This is a genomic window from Gluconacetobacter tumulisoli, from assembly GCF_014174155.1.
In the GTDB taxonomy this organism is placed as follows: Bacteria; Pseudomonadota; Alphaproteobacteria; order Acetobacterales; family Acetobacteraceae; genus Gluconacetobacter; species Gluconacetobacter tumulisoli.
Window position 1 is genome coordinate 27,081 of record NZ_JABEQM010000014.1, and the last position, 25,097, is coordinate 52,177.

At 66.2% G+C, this 25,097-nt stretch carries 23 protein-coding genes and 3 tRNA genes; 4 read left to right on the plus strand and 22 right to left on the minus strand.

What is annotated here, in order from left to right; all coding sequences use genetic code 11:
* Positions 1-2: 2 nt before the first annotated feature.
* The 15 genes from nuoF to HLH28_RS14925 form a co-directional block, all read right to left on the minus strand.
* Positions 3-1,340 carry an NADH-quinone oxidoreductase subunit NuoF gene (gene nuoF, locus HLH28_RS14855; protein ID WP_182960606.1) on the minus strand — a complete coding sequence of 446 codons (1,338 nt, stop codon included), beginning with the start codon at positions 1,338-1,340 and terminating at the stop codon, positions 3-5.
* Positions 1,341-1,355: 15 nt separating this feature from the next.
* The gene (locus HLH28_RS14860) at positions 1,356-1,994 is read right to left on the minus strand and encodes a complex I 24 kDa subunit family protein (RefSeq protein WP_182960608.1); all 639 of its coding nucleotides are present in this window, start codon (positions 1,992-1,994) and stop codon (positions 1,356-1,358) included.
* Positions 1,995-1,999: 5 nt separating this feature from the next.
* Positions 2,000-3,250, minus strand: a complete 1,251-nt coding sequence (locus tag HLH28_RS14865; protein WP_182960610.1) for an NADH-quinone oxidoreductase subunit D — start codon at positions 3,248-3,250, stop codon at positions 2,000-2,002.
* A 31-nt stretch (positions 3,251-3,281) separates the two neighbouring features.
* Positions 3,282-3,923 (minus strand): NADH-quinone oxidoreductase subunit C, encoded by a 642-nt coding sequence (locus tag HLH28_RS14870; protein ID WP_182960715.1) that lies wholly within the window; start codon positions 3,921-3,923, stop codon positions 3,282-3,284.
* A gap of 16 nt (positions 3,924-3,939) precedes the next feature.
* Positions 3,940-4,515 (minus strand): NuoB/complex I 20 kDa subunit family protein, encoded by a 576-nt coding sequence (locus HLH28_RS14875; RefSeq protein WP_182960612.1) that lies wholly within the window; start codon positions 4,513-4,515, stop codon positions 3,940-3,942.
* Between the two features lie 25 nt (positions 4,516-4,540).
* The gene (locus HLH28_RS14880) at positions 4,541-4,906 is read right to left on the minus strand and encodes an NADH-quinone oxidoreductase subunit A (RefSeq protein WP_182943161.1); all 366 of its coding nucleotides are present in this window, start codon (positions 4,904-4,906) and stop codon (positions 4,541-4,543) included.
* A 256-nt stretch (positions 4,907-5,162) separates the two neighbouring features.
* Positions 5,163-5,239 (minus strand) — tRNA-Asp (locus HLH28_RS14885).
* Positions 5,240-5,346: 107 nt separating this feature from the next.
* Positions 5,347-5,421, minus strand: a tRNA-Val gene (locus tag HLH28_RS14890).
* Between the two features lie 81 nt (positions 5,422-5,502).
* Positions 5,503-5,787, minus strand: a complete 285-nt coding sequence (locus HLH28_RS14895; RefSeq protein ID WP_012227333.1) for an HU family DNA-binding protein — start codon at positions 5,785-5,787, stop codon at positions 5,503-5,505.
* Positions 5,788-5,948: 161 nt separating this feature from the next.
* Positions 5,949-8,444: an endopeptidase La gene (lon, locus tag HLH28_RS14900; protein WP_182960614.1), complete on the minus strand. Its 2,496-nt coding sequence runs from the start codon at positions 8,442-8,444 to the stop codon at positions 5,949-5,951.
* A 211-nt stretch (positions 8,445-8,655) separates the two neighbouring features.
* Positions 8,656-9,915 carry an ATP-dependent Clp protease ATP-binding subunit ClpX gene (gene clpX, locus HLH28_RS14905; RefSeq protein ID WP_182960616.1) on the minus strand — a complete coding sequence of 420 codons (1,260 nt, stop codon included), beginning with the start codon at positions 9,913-9,915 and terminating at the stop codon, positions 8,656-8,658.
* A gap of 137 nt (positions 9,916-10,052) precedes the next feature.
* The gene (locus HLH28_RS14910) at positions 10,053-10,691 is read right to left on the minus strand and encodes an ATP-dependent Clp protease proteolytic subunit (protein WP_182960618.1); all 639 of its coding nucleotides are present in this window, start codon (positions 10,689-10,691) and stop codon (positions 10,053-10,055) included.
* A 256-nt stretch (positions 10,692-10,947) separates the two neighbouring features.
* Positions 10,948-12,282, minus strand: a complete 1,335-nt coding sequence (gene tig, locus HLH28_RS14915; RefSeq protein ID WP_182960620.1) for a trigger factor — start codon at positions 12,280-12,282, stop codon at positions 10,948-10,950.
* 94 nt (positions 12,283-12,376) lie between these two features.
* A tRNA-Leu gene (locus HLH28_RS14920) sits at positions 12,377-12,461 on the minus strand.
* A gap of 90 nt (positions 12,462-12,551) precedes the next feature.
* Entirely contained in the window at positions 12,552-14,000 is a 1,449-nt protein-coding gene (locus HLH28_RS14925; RefSeq protein WP_182960622.1) for an NAD(P)H-hydrate dehydratase, read from the minus strand.
* Between the two features lie 195 nt (positions 14,001-14,195).
* On the opposite strand from HLH28_RS14925, the gene HLH28_RS14930 reads away from it, so the two are divergent.
* Positions 14,196-14,648, plus strand: coding sequence for a CopD family protein (locus tag HLH28_RS14930; RefSeq protein ID WP_182960625.1), 453 nt, complete (start codon positions 14,196-14,198; stop codon positions 14,646-14,648).
* A gap of 45 nt (positions 14,649-14,693) precedes the next feature.
* Here HLH28_RS14930 and HLH28_RS14935 read toward each other — a convergent pair whose 3' ends face one another.
* A complete protein-coding gene (locus HLH28_RS14935; RefSeq protein ID WP_182960627.1) occupies positions 14,694-16,526 on the minus strand; it encodes a glycoside hydrolase family 15 protein in 1,833 nt (610 codons plus the stop codon).
* 243 nt (positions 16,527-16,769) lie between these two features.
* Here HLH28_RS14935 and HLH28_RS14940 point away from each other — a divergent pair, with 243 nt between their 5' ends.
* From HLH28_RS14940 to HLH28_RS14950, 3 genes are all read left to right on the plus strand, one after another.
* Positions 16,770-18,407 (plus strand): DEAD/DEAH box helicase, encoded by a 1,638-nt coding sequence (locus tag HLH28_RS14940; protein ID WP_408869856.1) that lies wholly within the window; start codon positions 16,770-16,772, stop codon positions 18,405-18,407.
* 63 nt (positions 18,408-18,470) lie between these two features.
* Positions 18,471-19,745: a class I SAM-dependent RNA methyltransferase gene (locus HLH28_RS14945; RefSeq protein ID WP_182960629.1), complete on the plus strand. Its 1,275-nt coding sequence runs from the start codon at positions 18,471-18,473 to the stop codon at positions 19,743-19,745.
* Positions 19,746-19,877: 132 nt separating this feature from the next.
* On the plus strand, positions 19,878-20,378 hold the full coding sequence (locus HLH28_RS14950) for an energy transducer TonB (protein ID WP_182960631.1): 501 nt from the start codon (positions 19,878-19,880) through the stop codon (positions 20,376-20,378).
* Positions 20,379-20,419: 41 nt separating this feature from the next.
* Here HLH28_RS14950 and HLH28_RS14955 read toward each other — a convergent pair whose 3' ends face one another.
* The 6 genes from HLH28_RS14955 to sufC are packed head-to-tail and all read right to left on the minus strand — an operon-like array spanning position 20,420 to position 25,082.
* The gene (locus tag HLH28_RS14955; RefSeq protein WP_182960633.1) at positions 20,420-20,800 is read right to left on the minus strand and encodes a HesB/IscA family protein; all 381 of its coding nucleotides are present in this window, start codon (positions 20,798-20,800) and stop codon (positions 20,420-20,422) included.
* A 17-nt stretch (positions 20,801-20,817) separates the two neighbouring features.
* Entirely contained in the window at positions 20,818-21,288 is a 471-nt protein-coding gene (locus tag HLH28_RS14960; RefSeq protein ID WP_182960635.1) for an SUF system Fe-S cluster assembly protein, read from the minus strand.
* The gene (sufU, locus tag HLH28_RS14965; protein WP_182960637.1) at positions 21,281-21,775 is read right to left on the minus strand and encodes a Fe-S cluster assembly sulfur transfer protein SufU; all 495 of its coding nucleotides are present in this window, start codon (positions 21,773-21,775) and stop codon (positions 21,281-21,283) included. Before sufU ends, HLH28_RS14960 begins: the two co-directional genes overlap by 8 nt.
* Before the next feature lie 7 nt (positions 21,776-21,782).
* Entirely contained in the window at positions 21,783-23,033 is a 1,251-nt protein-coding gene (locus HLH28_RS14970; protein WP_182960639.1) for a cysteine desulfurase, read from the minus strand.
* Between the two features lies 1 nt (position 23,034).
* The gene (sufD, locus tag HLH28_RS14975; protein ID WP_182960641.1) at positions 23,035-24,312 is read right to left on the minus strand and encodes a Fe-S cluster assembly protein SufD; all 1,278 of its coding nucleotides are present in this window, start codon (positions 24,310-24,312) and stop codon (positions 23,035-23,037) included.
* A complete protein-coding gene (sufC, locus tag HLH28_RS14980) occupies positions 24,309-25,082 on the minus strand; it encodes a Fe-S cluster assembly ATPase SufC (protein WP_456305445.1) in 774 nt (257 codons plus the stop codon). Before sufC ends, sufD begins: the two co-directional genes overlap by 4 nt.
* Between the last annotated feature and the right edge of the window lie 15 nt (positions 25,083-25,097).

The window sequence follows — 25,097 nt, forward strand, 5'->3', positions numbered from 1 at the left end:
CCTTACTCCGCCGCCACGGGAATGCCCACGGGAACGCCCTGGGGTACCTGCGTGATCCGTCCGCCGCCGTGCGCGGCCTTGTAGGCCTGGATCCGATCCTCCATCACCGGCCGGAAATGCCGGATCAGGCCCTGGATCGGCCATGCCGCCGCATCGCCCAGTGCGCAGATCGTGTGGCCCTCGACCTGGCGCGTGACCTGTTCGAGCATGTCGATTTCCTCGAGTTCGGCCCGTCCCTCGACCATCCGCTGCATGACGCGCATCATCCAGCCCGTTCCCTCGCGGCAGGGCGTGCACTGGCCGCAGCTTTCATGCTTGAAGAATTGCGAGAACCGGGCGATGGCGCGGACGATATCGGTCGATTTGTCCATGACGATCATGCAGGCCGTGCCCAGGCCCGACCGTTCGGCGCGCAGGCTGTCGTAATCCATCAGGACCGTTTCGCAGATCGCCTTCGGCAGGACGGGGACCGAGCAGCCGCCGGGAATGACGGCCAGCAGATTGTCCCAACCACCGCGCACGCCGCCGCCATGCTTTTCGATGATGTCCTTCAGCGGAACGCCCAGTTCCTCTTCGAATACGCAGGGCGTGTTGACGTGGCCCGAGATGGCCATCAGCTTGGTGCCCGCATTGTTCGGGCGACCCAGCGAGGAAAACCATGTCGCGCCGCGCCGCAGGATGGTGGAGGCGACCGAAATGCTTTCCACGTTGTTCACCGTGGTTGGGCATCCATACAGCCCCATCGCCGCCGGGAAAGGCGGCTTCATCCGGGGCTGCCCCTTCTTGCCTTCCAGGCTTTCCAGCAGCGCCGTTTCCTCGCCGCAGATATAGGCACCCGCGCCGCGGTGGATATAGAAATCGAAATCCCAGCCCGACCCGGCCGCATTCTTTCCGATCAGGCCGGCCGCGTAGGCCTCGTCGATCGCGATCTGCAGATGCCGGGCCTCGTTGAAAAACTCGCCGCGGATATAGATATAGGCCGCATGCGCCCCCATCGCGAACGAGGCAATCAGTGCGCTTTCGACCAGCTTGTGCGGTTCGTGCCGCAGGATCTCGCGGTCCTTGCAGGTACCCGGCTCGGATTCGTCGCCGTTGATCACCAGGTAATGGGGACGACCGTCCGAATTCTTGGGCATGAACGACCATTTCACGCCGGTCGGAAAGCCCGCCCCGCCCCGACCGCGCAGGCCGGACGCCTTCATTTCATTGATGATCGCATCCCGGCCCCGGGCCAGGATCGCCGCCGTGTCGGCCCAGTCCCCCCGCTGGCGCGCGCCGGCCAGGCGCCAGTCCTGCTGGCCGTAGAGGTTGGTGAAGATCCGGTCCTTGTCCTGAAGCATTCCCGTCTCTCCCCCTCAGCCCTGATCCGCCGGACTGTCCGTCAGCGTCTTGCGCCCACCCGCCGGGGCCGAGCCCATGCGGTCGATCGTCGGACCTGGCGTCGGCCGTTCGCCCCGGCGCAACGCCTCGATCAGTTCGACCGTGCGCGGCCCGTCAAGATCCTCGTAGAAATCGTCATCAACCTGCAGGATCGGCGCATTGGAACACGCGCCGAGGCATTCGACCTCGGTCAGCGTGAACAGTCCGTCCGCGCTCGACTGGCCGAAGGCCCCGATGCCGGTCGCCTTCTTGCAGGCCGCAACCACGTCGTCCGACCCGCGCAGCCAGCACGACGTCGTCGTGCAGACCTGCAGATGGTAGCGGCCGATGGGTTTGGTGTTGAACATCAGGTAGAAGGTCGCGACCTCGTAGACCCGGATCGGCGCCACTTCCAGCCGCCGGGCGATCTCGTCCATCGCCACGCGGGGCACCCAGGCGCTGCCGGTCAGGCGGCCCATCTGCTTCTGCGCGACATACAGCAGCGGCAGCGTGCCGCTGGCCTTCCGTTCGGCCGGATATTTGGCCAGGATGGTCGCAATCTCCGCCTCGCTTTCCTCGTCGAAGGCGAAGGACGCGGGCTGCTCGATCTGGTCTATTGGGGAATGAGCGGACATCTCTTTCACCTGTCTATCTCGCCGAACACCAAGTCGAGCGACCCGATGATCGCGACCGCGTCCGCCAGCATGTGGCGACGCGACATCTCGTCGATCGCCTGCAGATGGGCGAAGCCAGTCGGCCGGATCTTGCACCGGTAAGGACGGTTGCTGCCATCGGCCACCAGATAGACGCCGAACTCGCCCTTCGGGCTTTCGACCGCCGTGTAGGTGGCGCCGGGGGGAACGTGATATCCCTCGGTGAACAGCTTGAAATGATGGATCAGCGCTTCCATCGAGCGCTTCATCTCGCGCCGCGGTGGCGGGGTGATCTTGTGATCCTGGATCTTGATCGGGCCGGGCCGCATCTGGGCCAAGCATTGCTCGACGATCCGCACGCTCTCGCGCATTTCGGCGACACGAATCAGATAGCGGTCATAGCAATCGCCCTGTCGCGTAACGGGGATATTGAATTCGACCTTGTCGTAATTGTCATACGGTTGGGCGCGGCGCAGGTCCCACGGCACGCCAGAGGCGCGCAGGCATGGCCCGCTGAAGCCCCAGGACAATGCCTGTTCGGTCGTGAACACGCCGATGCCGACCGTCCGCTGCTTCCAGATCCGGTTATTGGTCAGCAGGGTTTCCAGATCGTCGATCCATTTCGGAAACTGCCGCGCCCATTCGCCGATCCTCTCCTCCAGGCCAGCAGGCAGGTCGCGCGCGACGCCGCCGGGGCGGAAATAATTGGCGTGGAACCGCGCGCCCGACGCGGCCTCGTAGAATTCGATCAGCTTCTCGCGTTCCTCATATCCCCACAGCGCCGGCGTCAGGGCACCGCAATCGAGCCCGAACGAGGTCAGGTTGAGGATATGGTTCAGAATCCGCGTCAGTTCCGCGAACATCACGCGAATCCATTTCGCGCGGTCCGGGATATCGATCCCCAGCAGCTTCTCGGTGGCGAGGGCGAACGCCTGCTCCTCGCACATCGGCGAGACGTAATCGAGGCGGTCGAAATACGGCAGCGCCTTCGGATAGGTCTTGTATTCGATCAGCTTTTCCGTGCCGCGATGCAGCAGGCCGATATGCGGAATGGCGCGGGCGACGACCTCCCCTTCCATTTCCAGCACCAGGCGCAGCACGCCATGGGCGGACGGATGCTGGGGGCCGAAATTCAGGGCATGGGAATCGATCTCGACCGTGCGGGTCTCGGCCCTGGCGGCCGCATCGGCCGGCAGCAGGGAGTCCGGGATATCCTTGTGAAGGACAATGTCGCTCATCGTCCGGCTCCCTTCAGCTTGGGTGTCCCGATCATCGCGGCAACTTCAGTCCCTGGCGGGATTCGTGCGCCTTCTCGTCGCCCGGAAGGGTCAGGATGCCTTCCCAGGGCGATTCGAAATCGAAATTGCGGAAATCCTGCGTCAGCCTGACGGGCTCGTAGACAACCTGGCGCCGGTCCTCGTCGTATCGCACCTCGACATAGCCGGTCAGCGGGAAGTCCTTGCGCAGCGGATGCCCCTCGAACCCGTAATCGGTCAGGATCCGGCGCAAATCCGGCTGGCCGGAGAACAGGACGCCGAACAGATCGTAGCATTCGCGCTCCCACCACGTAGCAGCGGCCCACAGATGATGGACCGACGGCACCGGCGACGTTTCGTCGGTCGTGACGATCACGCGAATCCGATGGTTAAGCGACACCGACAGCAAATTGTAGACGACGTCGAATCGCTCGGCCCGTTCGGGGAAATCCACCCCGCACAGATCCATCATCTGCTCGCAGGCATAGCGCGGGTCGTCGCGCAACAGAGTCATCAGGGCGATCAACTGGTCACGCGTGGTGCGCACCACCAGTTCCCCTCCCTCGATCGCCGCAGAGCGGATGCCCGGCACGGCGGTGGACAACGCGAACGCCAGGGATCCCAGGGTCCCGCGTGCCCGGGTCGCCCCGGACATCAGATCGTTTCCGATATCAGCCACGGAGAATCGTCCCTGTCCTGCGGATTTTCTTCTGCAATTGCAGGATGCCGTAGATCAGGGCCTCGGCCGTCGGCGGGCACCCGGGGACATAGACATCCACCGGAACGATCCGGTCGCATCCGCGCACCACGGAATAGGAATAATGGTAATAGCCGCCGCCATTGGCGCAGGATCCCATCGAAATGACCCAGCGCGGCTCGGCCATCTGGTCGTAGACCCGGCGCAGGGCCGGCGCCATCTTGTTGGTCAGCGTGCCGGCGACGATCATCACGTCCGACTGGCGCGGCGACCCGCGGGGAATGATGCCCATGCGGTCCAGATCATAGCGCGGCATGTAGGCGTGGATCATCTCCACCGCGCAGCAGGCCAGGCCGAAGGACATCGGCCACAGGCTGCCCGTCCGTCCCCAGTTCACCAGCTTGTCGAGATTGGCGACGACGAAACCCTTTTCGGTGATCTCACCGGTGATGCCCTTGATGACGGCGTCCTGTTCCGGTCCCGGCGGCAGCATTTCCCGGTTCCAGGCAATGGCATCCTGCCCCTCGCCCGTCGCTTTGGCGGTGCTCATGCGTGTCTCTCCTCCGCGCACGTCCTCAATCCCAGTCCAGTGCGCCCTTGCACCATTCGTAGATGAACCCGACCGTCAGGATGCCCAGGAACCCCATCATGGACAGGAAGCCGAACAGGCCGATCCGCGACAGGCTGACCGCCCAGGGAAACAGGAAGGCGACCTCGAGGTCGAAGATGATGAACAGGATCGCGACAAGATAGAAGCGCACATCGAAACGACGCCGCGCGTCATCGAAGGCCTCGAATCCACATTCGTAGGCCGAAACCTTCTCCGCATAGGGCTTCTGGTGCCCGAACAGCAGGGAGCTTCCCAACATCGCGCCGGCAATGACGACGGCGATCACAGCGAAGACAAGGATCGGAAAGTAATCCGCGATGACGGACTGCATGATGCTTCCCCTGACCTGGTGGCACGCCATTCGGCGTCATGACGAAACAGGGCTTCGACATGCAGGAAGGTTAGACCCAACCTTCCGATGCGAACAGTGTGCGATGCACCATGGGGATAGGAACATTACCGTGATGACGGGGAAACGTTACACGGATACGCGCGTTAACCGCGAATTACTTTCGCCGGCCCGGGGTTTTCATTTGATTATTGGGGCGGAAAGTAATTTTCCGAACATACGGTCGACAAGACGACCGTGGCGCGAGTGACGGGGCTCGAACCCGCGACCTCCGGCGTGACAGGCCGGCGCTCTAACCAACTGAGCTACACCCGCGAAGGCGTGAGGCGGTGTTTAGCCATCCCCCCCGATCACGTCAACCGACGCGACGGAAGTTTTTGGCGCTGCCCCCCATGGAGCGGATCCATCGGGACTGAATATCGTGGTGGGCGATGACGGGATCGAACCGCCGACCCTCTCGGTGTAAACGAGACGCTCTACCGCTGAGCTAATCGCCCGCAAGACGGGGTATGCAAGACAGGAGGACCATGACGCGGCGCCAGGCCGGCATGGCCCCCCTTTTCGAAATCAGCGCGTGATCAGCTCACGGCTTCCTTCAGGTTCTTGCCCGGCTTGAAACGGACGGAGGTGGACGCCGGAATGTCGATTTCCTCACCCGTGCGGGGATTGCGGCCCTTGGCAGCCTTGCGCGTCGCGGTGACGAACGTTCCGAAGCCGACCAGACGGACCTCCTGCTTCTTGGACAGGGCCTTCTCGATCGCGCTGAACACGGCATCGACCACTTCGCCCGCCTTCGCCTTCGGCAGATCGGCGTCGTCGGCCACAGCGGCGACGAGTTCCTGCTTGTTAAGTGGCTTCTCCATTTTACGCCTTTCTTTAGCTGCGCGCGCGCCGGGACCAGATGATCGCCTGCGCCGCATTGCGCCGCACTATGCAGCCGTTTCCCGTCGCGTCAACCGACCTTCCCCCCCGATCCGGCGGTAAACTCCGACAAACCGGGGGGGCTGGTGCGTTTTTGACACATTCAATGCGGCAGGGATGAGGCAGCCATTCCCGCAGCCGATGCCGGGGCGACAGGCTCGGGCGCTTCGGTCCATTCAATCGGCTCGGGGCGCGTGACCAGCGCCTGCCCGATCACTTCATCGACATGGGCAACCGGCAGGATCGTCAGGTTTTTCTTCACCGCCTCCGGTATGTCCACCAGGTCCTTTTCGTTGTCCTTGGGGATGAAGACCGTCTTGATGCCCGCGCGGTGCGCGGCCAACAGCTTCTCCTTCAGGCCGCCGATGGCCAGGACCCGGCCGCGCAGCGTGATCTCGCCCGTCATCGCCACGTCGCGTCGGACCGGAATTCCCGTCAGGACGCTGACCAGCGACGTCGCCATCGCGATTCCCGCCGACGGCCCGTCCTTCGGCGTCGCGCCCTCGGGCACGTGGACATGCAGGTCGCGCTTCTCGAACAGGGTCGGCTTGATGCCGAACGTCACCGACCGGCTCCGGACATAGGACAGGGCTGCCGCCACGCTTTCCTGCATGACGTCGCCCAGCTTGCCCGTCTGCTTGATCGCGCCCTTGCCGGGCACCATCACGCTTTCGATGGTCAAGATCTCGCCGCCCACCTCGGTCCAGGCCAGGCCGGTCACGACGCCGACCATGTCCTCGGCTTCGGTCTCACCATAGCGGAACCGCTTCACCCCGGCATATTTCTCCAGGTTGCTGGAGGTGATGGCGACCTTCTTGGCCTTGCCGGCAACGATCTCGCGTACCGCCTTGCGGGCCAGGGTCGCGATCTCGCGCTCCAGGTTCCGCACACCGGCCTCGCGGGTGTAGCTGCGGACCAGTTCGCGCAACGCGTCGTCGCTGACCGACCATTCGTCCGCGCGCAGGCTGTGGGCCTCGCCCTGCTTGCCCAGAAGATGCCGCTTGGCGATCTCCACCTTCTCGTCCTCGGTGTAGCCCGACAGACGGATGACCTCCATCCGGTCCAGCAGGGGCTGCGGCATGTTCAGGCTGTTGGCCGTGGTGACGAACATGACGTCGGACAGGTCGTAATCCACCTCCAGGTAATGGTCGGCGAAAGTGGAATTCTGCTCGGGATCCAGGACCTCCAGCAGCGCCGAGGACGGGTCCCCGCGCCAGTCGGCGCCCAGCTTGTCGATCTCGTCCAGCAGGAACAGCGGGTTGGACGACTTGGCCTTCTTCATGCCCTGGATGATCTTGCCGGGCATCGAACCGATATAGGTACGCCGGTGGCCACGGATCTCGGCCTCGTCCCGCACGCCGCCCAGGGACATCCGCACGTAATGCCGTCCGGTTGCCTTGGCGATCGAACGCGCCAGCGACGTCTTGCCGACGCCGGGCGGTCCCACGAGGCAGAGAATCGGCCCCTTGATCTTCTGCGCCCGGCTCTGGACCGCCAGATATTCCAGGATCCGCTCCTTGACCTTCTCCAGCCCGTAATGGTCGGTATCCAGCACCTTCTCGGCTTCCTGCAGGTCGCGCCGCACCTTCGAGCGCTTCTTCCACGGAATGCTGACGATCCAGTCCAGATAATTGCGCACCACGGTCGATTCGGCCGACATCGGGCTCATGGTCCGCAGCTTCTTCAGCTCGGCCAGCGCCTTGTCACGCGCTTCCTTGGGCAGGCGGGTCTTGGCGATCCGCTCTTCCATTTCGGCGGCTTCGTCCTTGCCTTCCTCGCCCTCGCCCAGTTCCTTCTGGATCGCCTTCAGCTGCTCGTTCAGATAGTACTCGCGCTGCGTCTTCTCCATCTGCCGCTTGACGCGGTTGCGGATGCGCTTTTCGACCTGCAGGACGCCGATTTCGGCCTCCATATGCGCGAACACACGTTCCAGCCTGGCATTGACGCCGGGAATTTCCAGGATTTCCTGCTTCTCGGCGATCTTCAGGTTCAGATGGCTGGCGATCGTGTCAGCAAGCTTCGACAGGTCCTCGATCTGGTTCAGCGAGACCAGGACCTCGGGCGCGATCTTCTTGTTCAGCTTGATATACTGTTCGAACTGCGACACCACTGTGCGGCCCAGGGCCTCACCCTCGCTGCCGGACGCCGGGTCTTCCTCGACCGGCTCGATCTCGGCCTCGAAATGGCCGTCGATATCGTGCAGCGCGGTGATGCGCGCCCGGCGCCCACCTTCGACCAGCACCTTCACCGTGCCGTCGGGCAACTTCAGCAATTGCAGGATCGTCGAGACGGTGCCGTAGCGATAGATGTCCTCGGCCGACGGATCGTCCTGCGAGGCGTTCTTCTGCGCGACCAGCAGGATCTGCTTGTCATGCTTGGTTACCGCCTCCAGCGCGCGGACCGATTTCTCGCGTCCGACGAACAGGGGGACAATCATATGGGGAAAGACGACGATGTCGCGCAGCGGCAGTACCGCCATCGTGTCGGCACCGGAGAGCGCGACCTCGTTGCCCTCGTCGACGGTTTCAGGACGGGGGGCGGTACCCTCCGCGTCCTGTGCACCGGCAGGACCGCGATCAAGCCGTTCGGAATCGGGCATGTAGTTTGACCTCCTGAAGGACGATCCCGGGCCGGCATCCACAAAAGGCCTGCTCCGCCCGGCGTGTCACATTTGCGACCACTCAAGACACCATGTCGTCATGCGGAACCGTAACGGCAAGGTCCCGGGGCGATATGGAAGACGACAGGACAAACCGGCCCCTCCCGGGGCGGCACGCCGCCGCCGGGATTTCGGGCCGATCCGGAAAGGCTCAGGCCGACTGCTCGGCCGGCGTTTCCTTGCCATAGACATAGACGGGACTGGTCTTGCTCTCGGCGACGTCCTTGTTGATCACGACCTCGTCCACGTTCTCCAGACCCGGCAGGTCGAACATGGTGGACAGCAGGATGCTCTCCATGATCGCGCGCAGGCCGCGCGCGCCGGTCCGGCGGCCGATCGCGCGCTGCGCCACCTGCTTCAGCGCGTCTTCCGTGAAGGTCAGCTTCACGCCTTCCATCTGGAACAGGCGTGCATACTGTTTCACCAGGGCGTTCTTGGGCTTGGTCAGGATCTCGATCAGCGCCGCCTCATCCAGATCCTCCAGCGTCGCGACGACGGGCAGGCGTCCGATGAATTCCGGGATCAGCCCGAATTTCAGCAGGTCCTCGGGCTCCACGTCCCGCAGGATCGCGCCGGTCCGCCGTTCGTCCGGCGACTGGACGTCCGCACCGAATCCGATACCCGACCCCTTGCCGCGCGCGCCGATGATCTTGTCCAGCCCTGCAAACGCGCCACCGCAGATGAACAGCATGTTGGTGGTGTCCACCTGCAGGAATTCCTGCTGCGGATGCTTGCGCCCACCCTGCGGGGGCACGGACGCCACCGTCCCTTCCATGATCTTCAGCAGCGCCTGCTGCACGCCCTCGCCGCTGACGTCGCGGGTGATCGAGGGGTTGTCGGACTTGCGGGAAATCTTGTCGATCTCGTCGATATAGACGATGCCGCGCTGTGCCCGCTCGACATTGTAGTCCGCAGCCTGCAGCAGCTTGAGGATGATGTTTTCCACATCCTCGCCGACATAGCCGGCCTCGGTCAGCGTCGTCGCGTCGGCCATCGTGAAGGGCACGTCGAGGATGCGCGCCAGCGTCTGCGCCAGCAGCGTCTTGCCCGAACCGGTCGGCCCGACCAGCAGGATGTTCGACTTCGCGATCTCGACGTCGTTGTTCTTCTGGCTGTGGGCCAGGCGCTTGTAATGGTTGTGGACCGCGACCGACAGCACCTTCTTGGCGTAGAACTGCCCGATCACGTAATCGTCCAGGACCTTGCAGATCTCCTTGGGGGTCGGGACACCGTCGCGCGACTTCACCAGGTGGGTCTTGTGCTCCTCACGGATGATATCCATGCAGAGCTCGACGCATTCGTCACAGATGAAGACAGTCGGACCAGCGATCAGCTTCCGGACCTCATGCTGCGACTTGCCGCAGAACGAGCAATATAATGTGTTCTTGGAATCGCTGGACTTGTTATTCATAACCGCTCCTACCCCCGGCGTTCCAGGGCGCATCGCGCCCGGACCGGGATCGAAAATCCTGCCTCAGGTCAGGGCCTGCTTCAACCCTGCCCAAGCAGACGGACGCCGCCAAGACAAAAAAGCGCGCCCGCTTTCCCTCAACTCTTGGCCGGGGACGGGGCCGCGTGGTTGCGCACCACCTCGTCCACGATGCCGAAGGCCTGCGCCTCCTCGGCCGACATGTAGCTGTCGCGCTCCAGTCGGCGCTCGATATCCTCGAGCGACTGGCCGGTATGGGTCTCGTAGATCTCGTTCAGGCGCTGGCGGATCGTCAGGATCTCGCGCGCCTGGATCTCGATGTCGCTGGCCTGCCCCTGCGCGCCGCCCGAAGGCTGGTGCACCATCACGCGCGCGTTCGGCAGGGCGAAGCGACGCCCCTTCTCACCGCCCGCCAGCAGCAACGACCCCATCGACGCCGCCTGCCCGATGCACACGGTGCTGACGGGGCTGCGGATATACTGCATGGTATCGTAGATCGCGAGCCCGGCCGACACCACGCCGCCCGGGCTGTTGATGTAGAACGAGATCTCCTTGGTGGGGTTCACGCTCTCGAGATACAAAAGCTGCGCCGACACCAGGGAGGCAACCTGGTCGTAGACCGGCCCGGTCAGGAAGATGATCCGTTCCTGCAGCAGGCGGGAATAAATATCGAAGGCCCGTTCCCCGCGGGAGGTCTGCTCGACCACCATGGGTACTAGGGCGTTGCTGAAGATCTCCACGGGATCCCGATCCCTCATAGTCTCAATTCCCGTTCCTGAAACGCGAAGACCCGACGCACCGTCCCCGTAACATCCTGGGCGCCGATTTGACGGCATCGGACGGGGGGCAGTGGCCGGGTCGTTCCCCGGTTACCCTGAACAAGATAGAGATAAACCGCGCGGATACCACCCCACCGCCATCATTTCACGGCGATAATTCCGGGGCCGCGCGGCCGATCCCCGGCCCCGGAACCCCGCGAATCGCGGGCCGGAGCCGTCCACAGGGTTCGGGCGATCAGAGATCCGCGGGCGGAATCTCGGCCAGTTCCTCGGGCGTCACGTCCTTGTCCTCGACGGTCGCGAGTTCGATCACGTAGTCGACGACCTTGTTCTCGAAGATCGGGCCGCGCAGGCTCTCGGCGGCCTGCGGGTTCTTGCGGAAGAACTCGAACACCGCCTGTTCCTGGCCCGGATAGCGCATCGCCTCGGCACGGATGGCCTGCAGCATCTCGTCCTGCGTCACGCTGATGGCGTTGACGCGGCCGATCTCGGCCAGCAGAAGGCCCAGCTTCACCCGGCGTTCCGCGATCTTGCGGTAGTCGGAACGCAGGGTTTCCTCGTCCTTCTCCTTGTCCTCGTCGTCCATCTGGCCGGCCTTGCGATCGGACTCGACGCGCTGCCAGATCTGGGCGAACTCGGCCTCGACCATGCCCTGCGGGGCCTCGAAATCGGTCTTTTCGGCCAGCGCGTCCAGCAGCTCGCGCTTGATGCGCAGCCGCGACAGCTGCTCGTATTCCTGCTCGACCTGCTTGGTGATCAGCTCGCGGACCTGCTCCAGCCCCTCGAAGCCGATCTTCTTCGCCAGGTCGTCGTCGATCGCGACATCGACCGGACGCTTCAGCTCCTTCGCCGTGATGTCGAAGGTGGCTTCCTTGCCGGCCAGGTTCTCGGCCGAATAATCGGCCGGGAAAGTCACGGTGATCACCTTCTCCTCGCCCGGGGACATGCCCTCGATCTGCTCGGCGAAGCCGGGGATGAAGCCCGCGCCACCGATCTCGACGGTCACGTCCTGCGCGGTGCCGCCGTCGAAGGCCACGCCGTCGACCTTGCCGACGAAATCGACCACGACCACGTCACCCTGGGCGGCGGGACGGACTTCCTCGATGGCCTCGAAGCTGCGCTGGCGGCTGGCGATGTCCTTCAGCGCCTTGTCGACCGTCTCGGCATCCGGGGTCGCCTTCAGGCGGGTCAGGGTCAGGGTGGACAGGTCCGGCTGCGCGATCTCGGGCAGCAATTCCATCTCGACCTTGAATTCCAGATCGCCCGCGGCGGACTCGGCGTCCGACACCAGGTCGACGCGCGGCTGGGTCGCCGGGCGCAGGCCACGCTCGTCCAGCAGCGCGCGCGTGGCGTCGCTGACCGCCTGCTCCAGCACTTCGCCCTGCACGGCGGCGCCGTAGCGCTGCTTGACGATGCTCATCGGCACCTTGCCGGGACGGAAGCCCGGCAGGCTCATCGATTGGCCCAGTTCCTTCAGGCGGGCCGTCCGCTTGCTCTCCAGGTCGCCGGAGGGCACGGTGACGGTGAACCCGCGCTTCAGGCCATCGGAAAGCGTTTCAGTAACCTGCATCTGCCAGGCCATCCTCTCGGTCAGAACTCTTGTAAAAAACGTGCATGACCCACCGGACCGGCGACGTCCACACGCAAAAGGCGATTGCCGGGGCTGGTGCGGGCGGAGGGACTTGAACCCCCACGACTTGCGCCACCAGAACCTAAATCTGGCGTGTCTGCCAATTCCACCACGCCCGCACGATGCCCGGGCCTCAAGCGCGCGGCTTTAGCGCACGCCGTCCGATCCGGCAAGCCGACAATGCCGCGACCGGCGGCGCTTCCCGGGCGCTATTCCCCCACCGCCGGGGCCTGCCCCGCCAGCAGCGCCGCCCGTTCGCGCGCCGCCCCCAGGTGACGATCGAACTGTTCGGCCACCGGCCAGGGGCCGGCCTTCATCCCGGCCTCGCCATGCAACCAGACGCCGGCGCAGGCCGCCTGCCAGGCCTCCATGCCCGCCGCCAGCATCGTGGCGATCACCCCCGTCAGCGTGTCGCCCGATCCGGCGGTGGCCAGGGCGGTGGATGCGTGGCGGTTGATGGCGGCCCGTCCGTCGTGGGCGGCGATCACGGTATCCGGCCCTTTCAGCACGACCACCCCCCCGATCCGCACCGCCGCCGCGCGCGCGGCGGCCAGCCGGTCGGGGCCGGGCGCACCGAAGACCCGGGCGAATTCGCCGGCGTGCGGGGTGATCACCGCCGCCCCGCGCAGCAGGTCCGGCCGGTCCGCCGCCAGCAGGAACGCCCCGGCATCGGCCAGGACCGTCCGCCCCGCCCCCAGCAGCAGCGGCAGCGCACGCCCGACCTCGCCAACCTCCAGGCCCGGCCCACATACCCATACCGCGCGCCGATGGTCGGCCAGCAGCTCTTCCAGCCCCTGCCCGTCCACCACCAGCCCGGGATCACCCAGCCGGTACAGGTCGGCAGCATCCCCCGCCGCCAGCCGCACCAGCCCGGCCCCGGCCGCCCGGGCGCCGGCCGCCGCCAGCCGGGCGGCCCCGGGCATCGACGCCCCCCCGCAGATGCTGACGACGCCGCGCGTATATTTATGGCTGTCGGCCGCATCCGTCGGCACGTGCCACAGGCCCGGCTCGTTCCGCCAGGTTCGGACCGTCACCGCGTCCCATACCGCGTCCGGCATGCCGATATCGGCCACCAACAGGCGGCCCAGCATATCCCGGCCTGGCAGCAGCAGATGCCCGGGCTTGGCGCGGACGAACGTGACCGTCATCTCGGCACGGGGGGCATAGCCGCGCACCGCACCGGTCGCCCCGTCGATGCCGCTGGGCATGTCCACCGCAACGATGCGCCGCGCCGCGCCCAGCACCCGCGCCACGGCGTCATCGATATCGCGGCTCAGCCCCGCGCCGAACACGGCATCGACCACCAGGTCGGCCCGCGCGGCCTCGGCCGCCGCGAAGGGGACGACCGGCCCCCGCCACAGCGACGCGGCCCGAGCCGCGTCGCCGCCTGGGCGCGGAGGCGACAGGGCGGCGACGGCGACGGGCCAGCCGGCCTCGGCCAGGCGGCGCGCGGTCACGTAGCCGTCCCCCCCGTTGCTGCCCGGCCCGCACAGCACCAGGACCCGGCATGGCGTGACATGCCGCAGCATGGCGCGTGCAACGGCACGCCCGGCATGTTCCATCAGGTCGCGCACCGGCACGATGCGGCTGGCGACGGCATCGATCTGCGCCATCTGCGCGGGGTCTGGAAGAAGAAGGGATGTGCTGGCCAGGTTCATCGGAAGATCAGACTCCGCTTGCCGTTCTGTTCGTACGATCCACCAGCACCGCCAGGACCTGAGGCCCGCCGCCGAAGCTTCGCTCGTGACGCGAATGGCTATCCCTTGCATGCCGGTCCGGAATTGGCGATCAAGCATATCATCGGCGCGCACGGCACGTCACGCGGGCCACCCTTCATTCCCAGCGGAGCAGACATGTCCCTCTCCATTCTCTGGAGCCTCGTGCTCGCGATTCATCTGACCGCAATGGCCGCCTGGGTCGGCGGCATGGTGTATGCGGTCTTCGTCCTGCGCCCCAGCCTGGGGCTGCTGGACGCGACGCAGCGGGCGTCGGTGCATCTGCAGACGCTGGGACGCTTCTTTCGCATCGTCTGGCACACCATGCCGATGGTACTGGTCACCGGATGGCTGATGATCCTGCACGAAGGCGGATTCGCCGTGGTGCCGTGGCAGGTGAATGCGATGCAGCTTCTGGGCCTGGCGATGGCCGGGCTGTTCGCCCGGATCTATTTCGGCCCGTACCAGAAGGCCCGCCGCGCCATCCGCCCCCAGCCCGCGACCTTCGACACCATCCGTTCGCTGGTCCTGACCAATATCGGCCTCGGCATCCTGACCATCCTGTCGGCCGCGATGGCGCGCGGCCTGTGATGCAGGCCGCCCCCTGAAGGTCGGGCCGGCCTTCGGGGGCGGAGATTACAGAACGGGAAGCGGCGGCGCGCCGGTCGGCGTAATCCGACCGGCGGACAGGATCGCGGCGGTATTGACCAGCGACAGGTGAGAAAAGGCCTGCGGAAAATTGCCGACCTGCCGCCCCGCCTTCGCATCATATTCCTCGGCCAGCAGGCCCAGGTCACTGCGCAGGGCCAGCAGCCGCTTGAACAGAGCATGCGCCTCTTCCATCCGGCCCTGGGCCACATAGGCGTTCACCAGCCAGAACGAGCATGCGATGAACGCGCCCTCGTCACCCAGCACGCCCTCCACCTCCGGGTCGGGGATATAGCGCCGGACGAAGCCGTTTCCGTCCAGCAACTCGCGCTCGATCGCGGCGATGGTGCCGACGACGCGGGGATCCTCGGGCGGCAGGAAGCCGACGACGGGGATCAGCAGCAGGCCGGCATCCAGGCCGGTGGCACCGAAATACTGGACGAAGCAGTTCTTGTCCCGGTTGAAGCCGTCACGGCAGACGGTATCGTGGATTTCCGTACGGATCGCCTTCCATTCGTCGAGCGGGGCCTCCAGCCCGTATTTCTCGACATCGCGGATCGCCCGGTCGAATGCCACCCAGCAGGAAATCTTGGACACCGTGAACTGACGCCGGCCGCCCCGGACCTCCCACATGCCTTCGTCGGGTTCCTTCCAGATGGTCGCCAGATGCTGCAGCAACCCGACCTCCAGCCGCCAGCCGTCGGTAATGGCGCACAGCCGCGTCTGGCGCGCCAGATGCAGGGCGGCGATCGCCTCGCCATAGACATCGAGCTGCAACTGTCCCGCCGCCGCGTTGCCGATCCGCACAGGCCGCGAGCCCGCATAGCCCGACAGCCACCCGGCCTCCCATTCATTCAGCAGCCGTTCGCCGCCGATGCCGTACATGATCTGCACCTGGTCGGGGCTGCCCGCCACCGCCGCCTGAAGCCAGTTGCGCCACTGCACGGCTTCCTCGAAATACCCGCCGGCCATGATCGCGATCAGCGTCAACGACGCATCGCGCAGCCAGCAATAGCGATAATCCCAGTTCCGGCTGCCGCCCAGTTCCTCGGGCAACGAGGTCGTGGGCGCCGCGACGATACCGCCGGTCGGCTGGTAGATCAGCGCCTTGAGCGTCAGCAGCGACCGCCGCACCGCCGGCGCATGGTCACCGTGATAGGTGCAGCGCGCGATCCAGTCCGCCCAGAACTGTTCGGTCCGGCGCAGCGCCTGCAATGCGTCGATCGGATCGGGCACCGGGTCGTGCGAATCCAGATGCACCATGACGAACGGCACGGTATCGCCTTCCGATACGATGAAGCGCGACACGGTGTGCCGGTCCTCGCCATGCAGGGCGACGGGGCAGCGCAGGATGCAGCGCGACGGGCCGGCGATGGCGTTGATGCCCATATTATCCGGCAGGCGCGTGACCCAGGGCACCGACAGGCCGTAATCGAAGCGCATGACCAGCCAGTTCAGCACCGGCACCGCCCCGCGCCGTCCTTCCACGATGCGGATCAGGGTCGGGGTTTCGGTGCCCATCGCCATGAAATCCAGGATGGCGATCACGCCGCTGGCGGTTTCGAACACCGTTTCCAGCACCATCCCGTTCTGCCGGTAGGACCGCGAGATCACCAGCGGCGCGCCGCCCCTCTCCTCGTCCGGGGCCAGCAGCCAGTGGCCGTTTTCCCCGTCACCCAGCAGGGCGGCGAAGCAGGCCGGGCTGTCGAAGCGCGGCCAGCACAGCCAGTCGATCGACCCATTCCGCCCAACCAATGCGCAGCTGCGGCCATCGCCGATCAGCCCGTAATCTTCAATCTTCAACGGATCGACAGTGACCACGATACCCCCACATCGCACGACACCAGAGGCCCAGGCGACCGGACATGGGACGAACACCCGACGTAAACGCTCCACGCTTGATTTTCGTTCCAATTATCGATAGGGACGAACACGCGGAACCGGGGGATTCGCCTTCATTTTCGCAAGGCCCTGCTTCGTCGCAGGAAAACAGGCCGAAATGCCTGACGTACCGCATCGTGGCGGAACGAACGGGACCACACCACTGACACGTTCGAGAGAATTTTGAGCGCCAAGACGAATGCCTCCGCTTCGGCCGCCGAAGACGCCGAATCCCATCCTGTCGCCATCGCTCCGGCCATCATGGACCCGCCCGTCGCGGATCTGCATACGTTTGCCGACGCCCCTTCCGACGCAGTGCCGGAACCCCTCTTTTCCGATCTGGGCCTGGCCGAACCGATCCAGCGCGCCATCGACGAGATGGGGTACCGCCACCCTACCCCGATCCAGGCGCAGGCCATTCCCTATGTGCTGATGGGCCGCGACGTCCTGGGCGTGGCGCAGACCGGTACGGGCAAGACGGCGTCCTTCACCCTGCCGATGCTGGAAATCCTGTCCGGGTCGCGCGCCCGCGCCCGCATGCCGCGGTCGCTGATCCTGGAGCCGACGCGGGAACTGGCCCTGCAGGTCGCCGAGAATTTCGTCAATTACGGCAAGTACCTGAAGCTGAACCATGCGCTGCTGATCGGCGGCGAAAGCATGGCAGAGCAGAAAGAGGTCCTGAACCGGGGCGTCGACGTCCTGATCGCCACCCCCGGGCGCCTGATCGACCTGTTCGAACGCGGCGGCCTGCTGCTGACGCAGACCAGGCTGCTGGTGATCGACGAAGCCGACCGCATGCTCGACATGGGGTTCATCCCCGATATCGAGAAGATCGTCAGCATGCTGTCGCCGCTGCGGCAGACGCTGTTCTTCTCGGCCACCATGGCGCCGGAAATCCGACGCCTGGCCGACATGTTCCTGCAAAACCCCAAGGAAATCACCGTCAGCCGCCCCTCCTCGGTCGCCACGACCATCGAGGCCGGCCTGGTGATCGTCGAAGAAGCCGAGAAGCGGCGCGCCCTGCGCAGGATGCTGCGCGACGATGCCGTGCAGAACGCCATCGTGTTCTGCAACCGCAAGCGCGATGTCGACGTTCTGTATAAGTCTCTGGTCAAGCATGGATTTTCGGCCGGCGCGCTGCATGGCGACCTGCCGCAGTCGGTCCGCTTCTCCACGCTTGAGAAATTCAAGGCCGGCGAACTGAAGATCCTGGTCTGCTCGGACGTGGCGGCACGTGGGATCGATATCGGCGGCCTGTCGCACGTCTTCAATTTCGACCTGCCCTTCCATGCCGAAGATTATGTCCACCGCATCGGCCGGACCGGTCGCGCCGGACGTTCGGGCCATGCCTACAGCCTGGCCACCCCGTTCGACCGGACGCTGGCCGCGGCCATCGAATCCCTGACCGGGCATCCCATTCCCCGGCTGGACGTAGAAGGGATCGCCCAGATGCCGTGGTCCGAGGAAGAACGTCCGCGTGGCGGACGCGGCAAGAAGGGCAAGGGCAACGACCATCGTGGCCCCGCCAAGCCGCCCGCCCCGCGCCACAAGGACACGCCGCCCGTGGCCGCGCCGGCCGCACAGGCGTCGGAACCGGCTCCGGTCGCCGCGGCCCAGGTTGAAGCGCCGCTGCCGCGAAAGGCCGAGCCTCGCCGCCCGCAGGAGCAGGAGCGGCCGGTACGGCACCGCGATCGTGGACCCGAGGACAATGGTGCGTCGGTCACGGGGTTCGGCGACGACATCCCGGCCTTCATGCTGCTGCCCCGGCGCATGTTCGTCGTGGCGCCGAGCGCCGAGGACGAGGCCGGCGAACCGTCCTGATGTCGGGCAATGAGGTGACGCCACCCCATCGCCGGATAGTCTGACGGGCCAGGCGTACGCGACATGAAATTCGAATCGGATATCGAATTCCTCGGAAGAGACGGGGATGGCATCGCGCGCACCGGCGAGGGCGTGCGCCTGTTCGTTCCCGGCGCCCTGCCGGGCGAGCGGATCGTGGCGGAATCGCTGGACGCGCGTTCCGCGCGGCTGGTGGACATCGTCCGCCCCAGCCCGGATCGGGTCATCCCTCCCTGCTCCCTGTTCGGCACGTGCGGCGGTTGCGCGATCCAGCATCTATCCCTGCCGGCCGCGCTGGACTGGAAGACCGGCCTTGTCGTCCATGCCCTGGAACAGGCGGGCTTCGATTCCATCCCCCAGCCCAAATCCGTCCAGAGCACGCCTGGCGCGCGCCGGCGCATCGACCTCGCGCTGCGCCGCACCCATGACGGCATTCGCATCGGCCTGCATGCGCGACGCGGGGATGTGGTCGACCTGTCGGACTGCCCGGTGCTGGATCCGGCGCTGTTCGCACTGATCGCCGCCCTGCGCCCGCTGGTCCTGTCGCTGGCCGCCTTCCGGCGCGAGGGCGACGCCCTGATCAACCTGCTGGATTCCGGGCCGGACCTGCTGCTGGCAACGGATGCGCCGCTGGACGCCACCGACCGCGCCAAGCTGGCCGCCTTCGCACGGCAGCACGCCGTTCCGCGCATCGCATGGCGCCGCACCGGATCGACGGATACGCCGGAAACCGCGACACAGACCGCCACGATCCGCCATGACCTGTCGGGCATTGCGGTCGCTCCGCCGCCGGGCGCGTTCCTCCAGCCCTCCCGTGACGGCGAGGCCGCGATCGTCGCGTCCGTCCTGGACGGACTGCCCGGCCGCCTGAACCGCAAGGATGTGGTGATCGAGCTTTATGCGGGATGCGGCACCCTGTCCTTCGCCCTTGCCCGGCATGCCCGGGTCCTGGCGTATGAAGGCCATCCCGATGCGGTTGCGACCCTGAAACGCGCCACCACCGGCACCCGCGTGACGGCGGAACAGCGCGACCTGAACCGGCAGCCGGTCATGGCGCGCCAGATCGCCGATGCCCGCGTCCTTGTTCTGGATCCACCCTATGCCGGCGCCGGCGCACAGATGGAACAGATCGTCTCCGGCCGGCCGGAACGAATTATCTATGTCAGTTGCAATCCGCAGGCGCTCGGCCGGGATGCGGCGGATTTGTGTGCGGCAGGATACCGCCTGGACCGCGTGACCGTCGTCGACCAGTTCCTGTGGTCGACCGAAATCGAGGCCGTCTGCGTCTTCACGGCGCCCCGCGCGCCGCGGCGGCGTTAAGCCGGACCGGACCCGCATAGCCGGTTCGGGATCGTTGCGCCTCGGCAATGCATTGTCGGGATCGACGCCATCCGGTAGCCTTCCATCCCTGTCGATACGGCCATACCCGCTTCGCCCCAGAAGGGAATCGTCATGCCGCACCCCGGACATCTGGACGACGATCCTCCCGAACCCCAGCCGATGCCGGCACTCCTGCCGGAATCGACGACCGACCGCCCCGCCCGGTGGCGCCATCCCGGTGCGATCCTGGCCTGTTTCGGTGTATTCCTGCTGCTGTCGGCCAAGCCATGGATGGCGACCGATTCCGGGCGGCCATTCCCGCCATCCGCGCTCCCTCTATCCAGGCTTCCTGCGACCCACGGCCCGCGCCTGAATCGCCTGGCGTCCCCGCGCCTGCTCTATCCAGAGGTCGCGCTGAAGCTTTACATGTCGGGACAGGTTTCCATCGATTGCACGATTCATGCGGACGGGATGGCATCGGCATGCCGGATCGTCAGAAGCACTGATCCCGTCTTCAACGCCTCGTCACTGTCCTATGTCGCGCACGCCCGTTTCTTCCCCGCCATACGGAACGGGCAACCGGTCGAAACCCGGGACTACAGCCTGACGGTCCGCTATGTCCTCCGCCGGTGAAGTGCCCCTTGCGCCCTCGAATGCGTAAGGGGGCGCCTGGACTAGACGTGGAAGCTCTCGCCGCAGCCGCAGCGGCCTTTTTCGTTCGGGTTGACGAAGGTGAAGCCCGATTCCAGTTGCCGGACCTCGTAATCCATCGTCGTGCCGATCAGGAAGAGGGTCGCCTTGCGATCCACCAGCAGGGTGACCCCCTTGTCGGTCACGGTTTCGTCGCCCGGACCGGCTGCGTCGACGAAGCTCATGTCGTAGCCATGGCCCGAGCATCCCTTGGTCGAGACCGCGACGCGCAGCAACTTGCCGGCATGCGCCGTTTCATACAGCGTACGCAGCCGGTCGGCCGCACGCTCCGACAGGGACATCAGCGGCGGAAGGGCGCGCATCGGGCGGCCCGGGGCCGTCGCTTCTGTGGGCGAATGGGTCATGATGGCGGTCTCCTGGCTCAAAACATGTTCAGCGTCAGGCGGGCGTCGTCACTCATGCGCGACATATCCCAGGGCGGGTCCCACACGATTTCGACCTCGGCGCGGGTAACCCCGTCAACCTTCTGCACCGCCTCCTGCACCTGCACAGGCAGTTCCTGCGCGCTGGGGCAATTGGGGGCGGTCAGCGTCATTTCGATATGCACGCCGCCGTCCTGATGCAGGTCGATCGCGTAGATCAGGCCCAGCTCGTAGATATTCACCGGGATTTCCGGGTCATAGACGCTGGCGATCGCCGCGATCACCGCGTCTTCGTCCGCCGCATGGCCTGTTCCTGCAGCGGTCCCGGCGGCCGGCGCGGCCTCGGCCGAATCGTCGCCGGGCGTCCAGCTCTCGACTGCTCCCGCGCCGGAGACCGATCCGGCCTCCGCAGCGGCGGGGGGATCGAACGAAAAGCCCTCGGGCCCCTGCCTGGTGTCGGGTTCACCCATGTCGGCCGTCTCCTCGGGTTGCGCTTGCATCAACGCCTCGCCTGTCCTTCGATCCATCCGGGGTCCCATCCACGGCCCCGACCAGGGCCTCCGTCAGCGCCGTCCACGGCAATGTCGCACATCTGATCCGCGAACGATGCCGGTGCAAGGGGGCGAACACTTCCAGTTCCCCGACCTGTTCCGCGCCTTCGCCCGTCCGCAGCATCTCGCCGAACAGGCGGCCCAGCGTATCGAGCTCCAAGGCGCTCCGTCCCCCGGCCAGCCCGGCCATCATGTCCGCCGACGCGATGCAGATCGCGCATCCCCGCGTCTCGTGCCGAATGGCGGTGACCCTGTCCCCGGTCATCGACAGGCCGACGCGAACCCGGTCGCCACACATCGGGTTGGTGCCTTCGCCGACATGCGTCGCATCGTCCAGCGACCCGGCATGCGCGGGGGTACGCGCCCTGTCGATGACCTGCCTCTGATACAGGGTGTCGCGTTCCATCGCCCGCTCACACGAACAAGGAGCGGATCTGCTCCAGCGTGGTGGCCAGGGTGTCGACCTCCTCGCGCGTCGTATACAGGCCGAAACTGGCCCGCGCCGTGGCATTGACACCCAGGCGCCGCATCAGCGGTTCCGCACAATGATGCCCGGCCCGGATGGCGATGCCGTTCCGGTCCAGCAGGGTCGCGATATCGTGCGGATGCACATCGTCCATGGTGAACGAGATCACGCCGCCCCGATCGGCAGGCGCGCCAATCACCCGCAGGCCCGGAACCTCGGCCAGGCGCCGCAGGGCGTGGTCGGTCAACGCGGCCTCATGCGCGGCGATCGCGTCGAAACCGATCGATTCGATATAGGAGATCGCGGCACCCAGGCCGATCGTCTCGACGATCGCGGGGGTCCCGGCCTCGAATTTATGGGGCACGGTGGCCCAGGTCGCCCCTTCGAACCGGACGGTGGAAATCATTTCGCCGCCGCCCAGGAAAGGCGGCATGGCGTCCAGCAGTTCCCGCCGTCCCCACAGGACGCCGATGCCGGTCGGACCGTACAGCTTATGCCCGGTAAAGACGTAGAAATCGGCCCCGATTTCCCGCACGTCCACCCGGCGGTGCACCACCATCTGGCTGCCGTCGAACAGCACGCGCGCACCTGCGGCGTGGGCCATGTCCGCGATCTGCCGCGCCGGCGTCACCGTGCCCAGCACGTTGGACATGTGCGTGACCGCCACCAGCGCGACCTTGCCGTCGGACAGCAGGCGCTCCAGCGCGTCCAGTTCCAGTTCGCCCGCATCGGTGATCGGCGCCACGCGCAGTTCGATGCCCGCGCGGTCCCGCAGCATCTGCCAGGGCACCAGATTGGCGTGATGCTCCATTTCGGAGATCACCACCGCCTGTCCGGGCCGTATCAGGCTGCCGAAGGAATGGGCGACCAGGTTGATCGCCTCCGTGCTGTTGCGGGTGAAGACGATTTCCTCGCGCGACGGGGCGCCGATCAGGCCCGCCACCTGGTCGCGCACCCCCTCGCACGCATCGGTCGTCCGTTCGCTCATCCAGTGCAGCCCACGATGGACGTTGGCATACTGGGTGCGCATGGTCCGCGACATCGCGTCGATCACCTGGACGGGCTTCTGCGCCGACGCGGCGCTGTCCAGGAAGACCAGGGGCTTGCCGTGCACCTTCTCGTTCAGGATCGGGAAATCGGCGCGCAGGTGACGCAGCGCGTCGATCGGGTCGGCCATGGCGGCAGGCGACAGATCCATCTTATGCGTCCTTCCGGTTCCACCAGGATTCGACGGCGCGATCCAGCGTCGCGCGCAGGATCTCGTCGCCGATCAGGTCGACGGCATCATGAAGGAACGCCTTGACCAGGATGGCCCTGGCCTCGTGCTCCACGATGCCGCGGCTGCGCAGGTAGAACAATTGATCCGGGTCCAGCGCCCCGACCGTCGCGCCGTGGCTGCACCGTACGTCGTCGGCATAGATTTCCAGCTCGGGCTTGGCATCGATCTCGGCCGTTTCGGACAGCAGCAGGGCCTGGTTCATCTGGTAGCCGTCGGTCTTCTGCGCCACGCGCTCCACCAGGATCTTGCCCTGGAACACGCCGCGCGCATGGCCCGACAGCACGTTCTTCACCGTCTGCCGCGAATTGCAGTCCGGCGCCGCATGCGTGATGACGCTGGTCAGGTCGGCATGCTGCCGACCATCCAGAAGCTGGGCCCCGTTGACGTGGACGACGGCCCCCGGGGCGGCCAGCCGGACATGGACCTCGTGCCGTGCCAGGGCGGCGCCCAGGGTCAGGGTGAAACTGTCATACAGGCCACCCGCCCCGATTTCGGCATGGACGACCGCCAGATGCTGCGCACCGGCGGCCTCGGCCTGCATCTTTGCATGCCCCAGCCGCGCGCCGTCGCCGACCGCGATGTCGAAGACCGGGTTGTTCAGGTACGCGCCCTGCCCGACCGACAGGTCGAGGACCGAGAGCGCCGCCCCCTGCCCCAGTTCGATGCGGTGGCGCGGATGGAACGAGATCGGCGTCCCGTCGGCCCCCGCCCCGACGGACAGCAGCAGCAGCCGTCCGGCATCGACACCCGGCGCGACACGCAGCAGCAGCCCGTCCTCGGCCAGGATGGCGTTCAGGGCGCTGGCGACGTCGGCCGCAGGCTCATCATCGGACTCTTCGTCGAGCGCCTGGAACCGGCCCACCGAAACCCCGTCCGGCAGGGACGAGCGCGACGGATCGAAACGCCCGTTGACGAACACCGCCCGCGGCATGGCCCCATCCAGGGCGAACGCCTGCTCTGCCCCCGTCACGATCGCGTGGACCGCCGCGTCGTCGGGCGTTCCCGGCGCGGCGGCGAAGGGAACGTCGCCCAGCGCGCGCAGCGAGGTGTATTTCCACGCCTCGACCCCGCTGCGCGGCAACCCCGCCCGGCGCAGCATGTCCGCCGCCCGGTCGCGCACCGGATTCGTCCCGGCCCGGGACGCGTAGCGGTCCAGGAACGCGGCGGCGCTGACGCCGGCGGGGACGATCGCGTTCACGCGGCCTCCGCCAGGAAGCGGGCATATCCCTGCGCCTCCAGTTGCTTGGCCAGTTCGGGACCACCGCTATGGATGATCCGTCCCCGCGCCATGACGTGGATCCGGTCGGGCACGATATAGTCCAGCAGCCGCTGATGGTGGGTGATGACCAGCGCCGAGAAATCGGGCGCGCGCAGGGAATTCACGCCCTCGGCCACGATGCGCAGGGCGTCGATGTCCAGTCCGCTGTCCGTTTCGTCCAGGATGGCGAAGGACGGGGCCAGCATGCGCATCTGCAAGACCTCGTTGCGCTTCTTCTCGCCACCCGAGAAACCGACATTGACGTTGCGCTTGAGCATGTCGTCGGACATCGACAGATGCTTCGTCTCTTTCCGGACGGCCTTGAGGAACGCGACCGCATCCAGCTCGTCCTGCCCGCGCGCCCGGCGCACCGCGTTGACGGCCGTGCGGAGGAAATTCGCATTGTTCACGCCAGGCAGCTCGACCGGCGCCTGGAACGCCAGGAACAGGCCCAGCGCCGCGCGCTCCTCGGGCTCCAGCGCCAGCAGGTCCTGGCCCTTGAAGGTCGCGGTGCCGCCCGTCACCTCGTAATCCTCGCGCCCGGCCAGGACGTAGGACAGCGTGGACTTGCCCGAGCCGTTCGGCCCCATGATCGCATGGACCTCACCTGCCGGGATCTCCAGATCGACGCCGCGCAGGATCTCCTTGTCCGTCCCGCCATCCGAGATTTTGGCGCAGAGGCCGGCGATCCTTACAAACTCGTTGCTCACGTCACTCATCTCCGT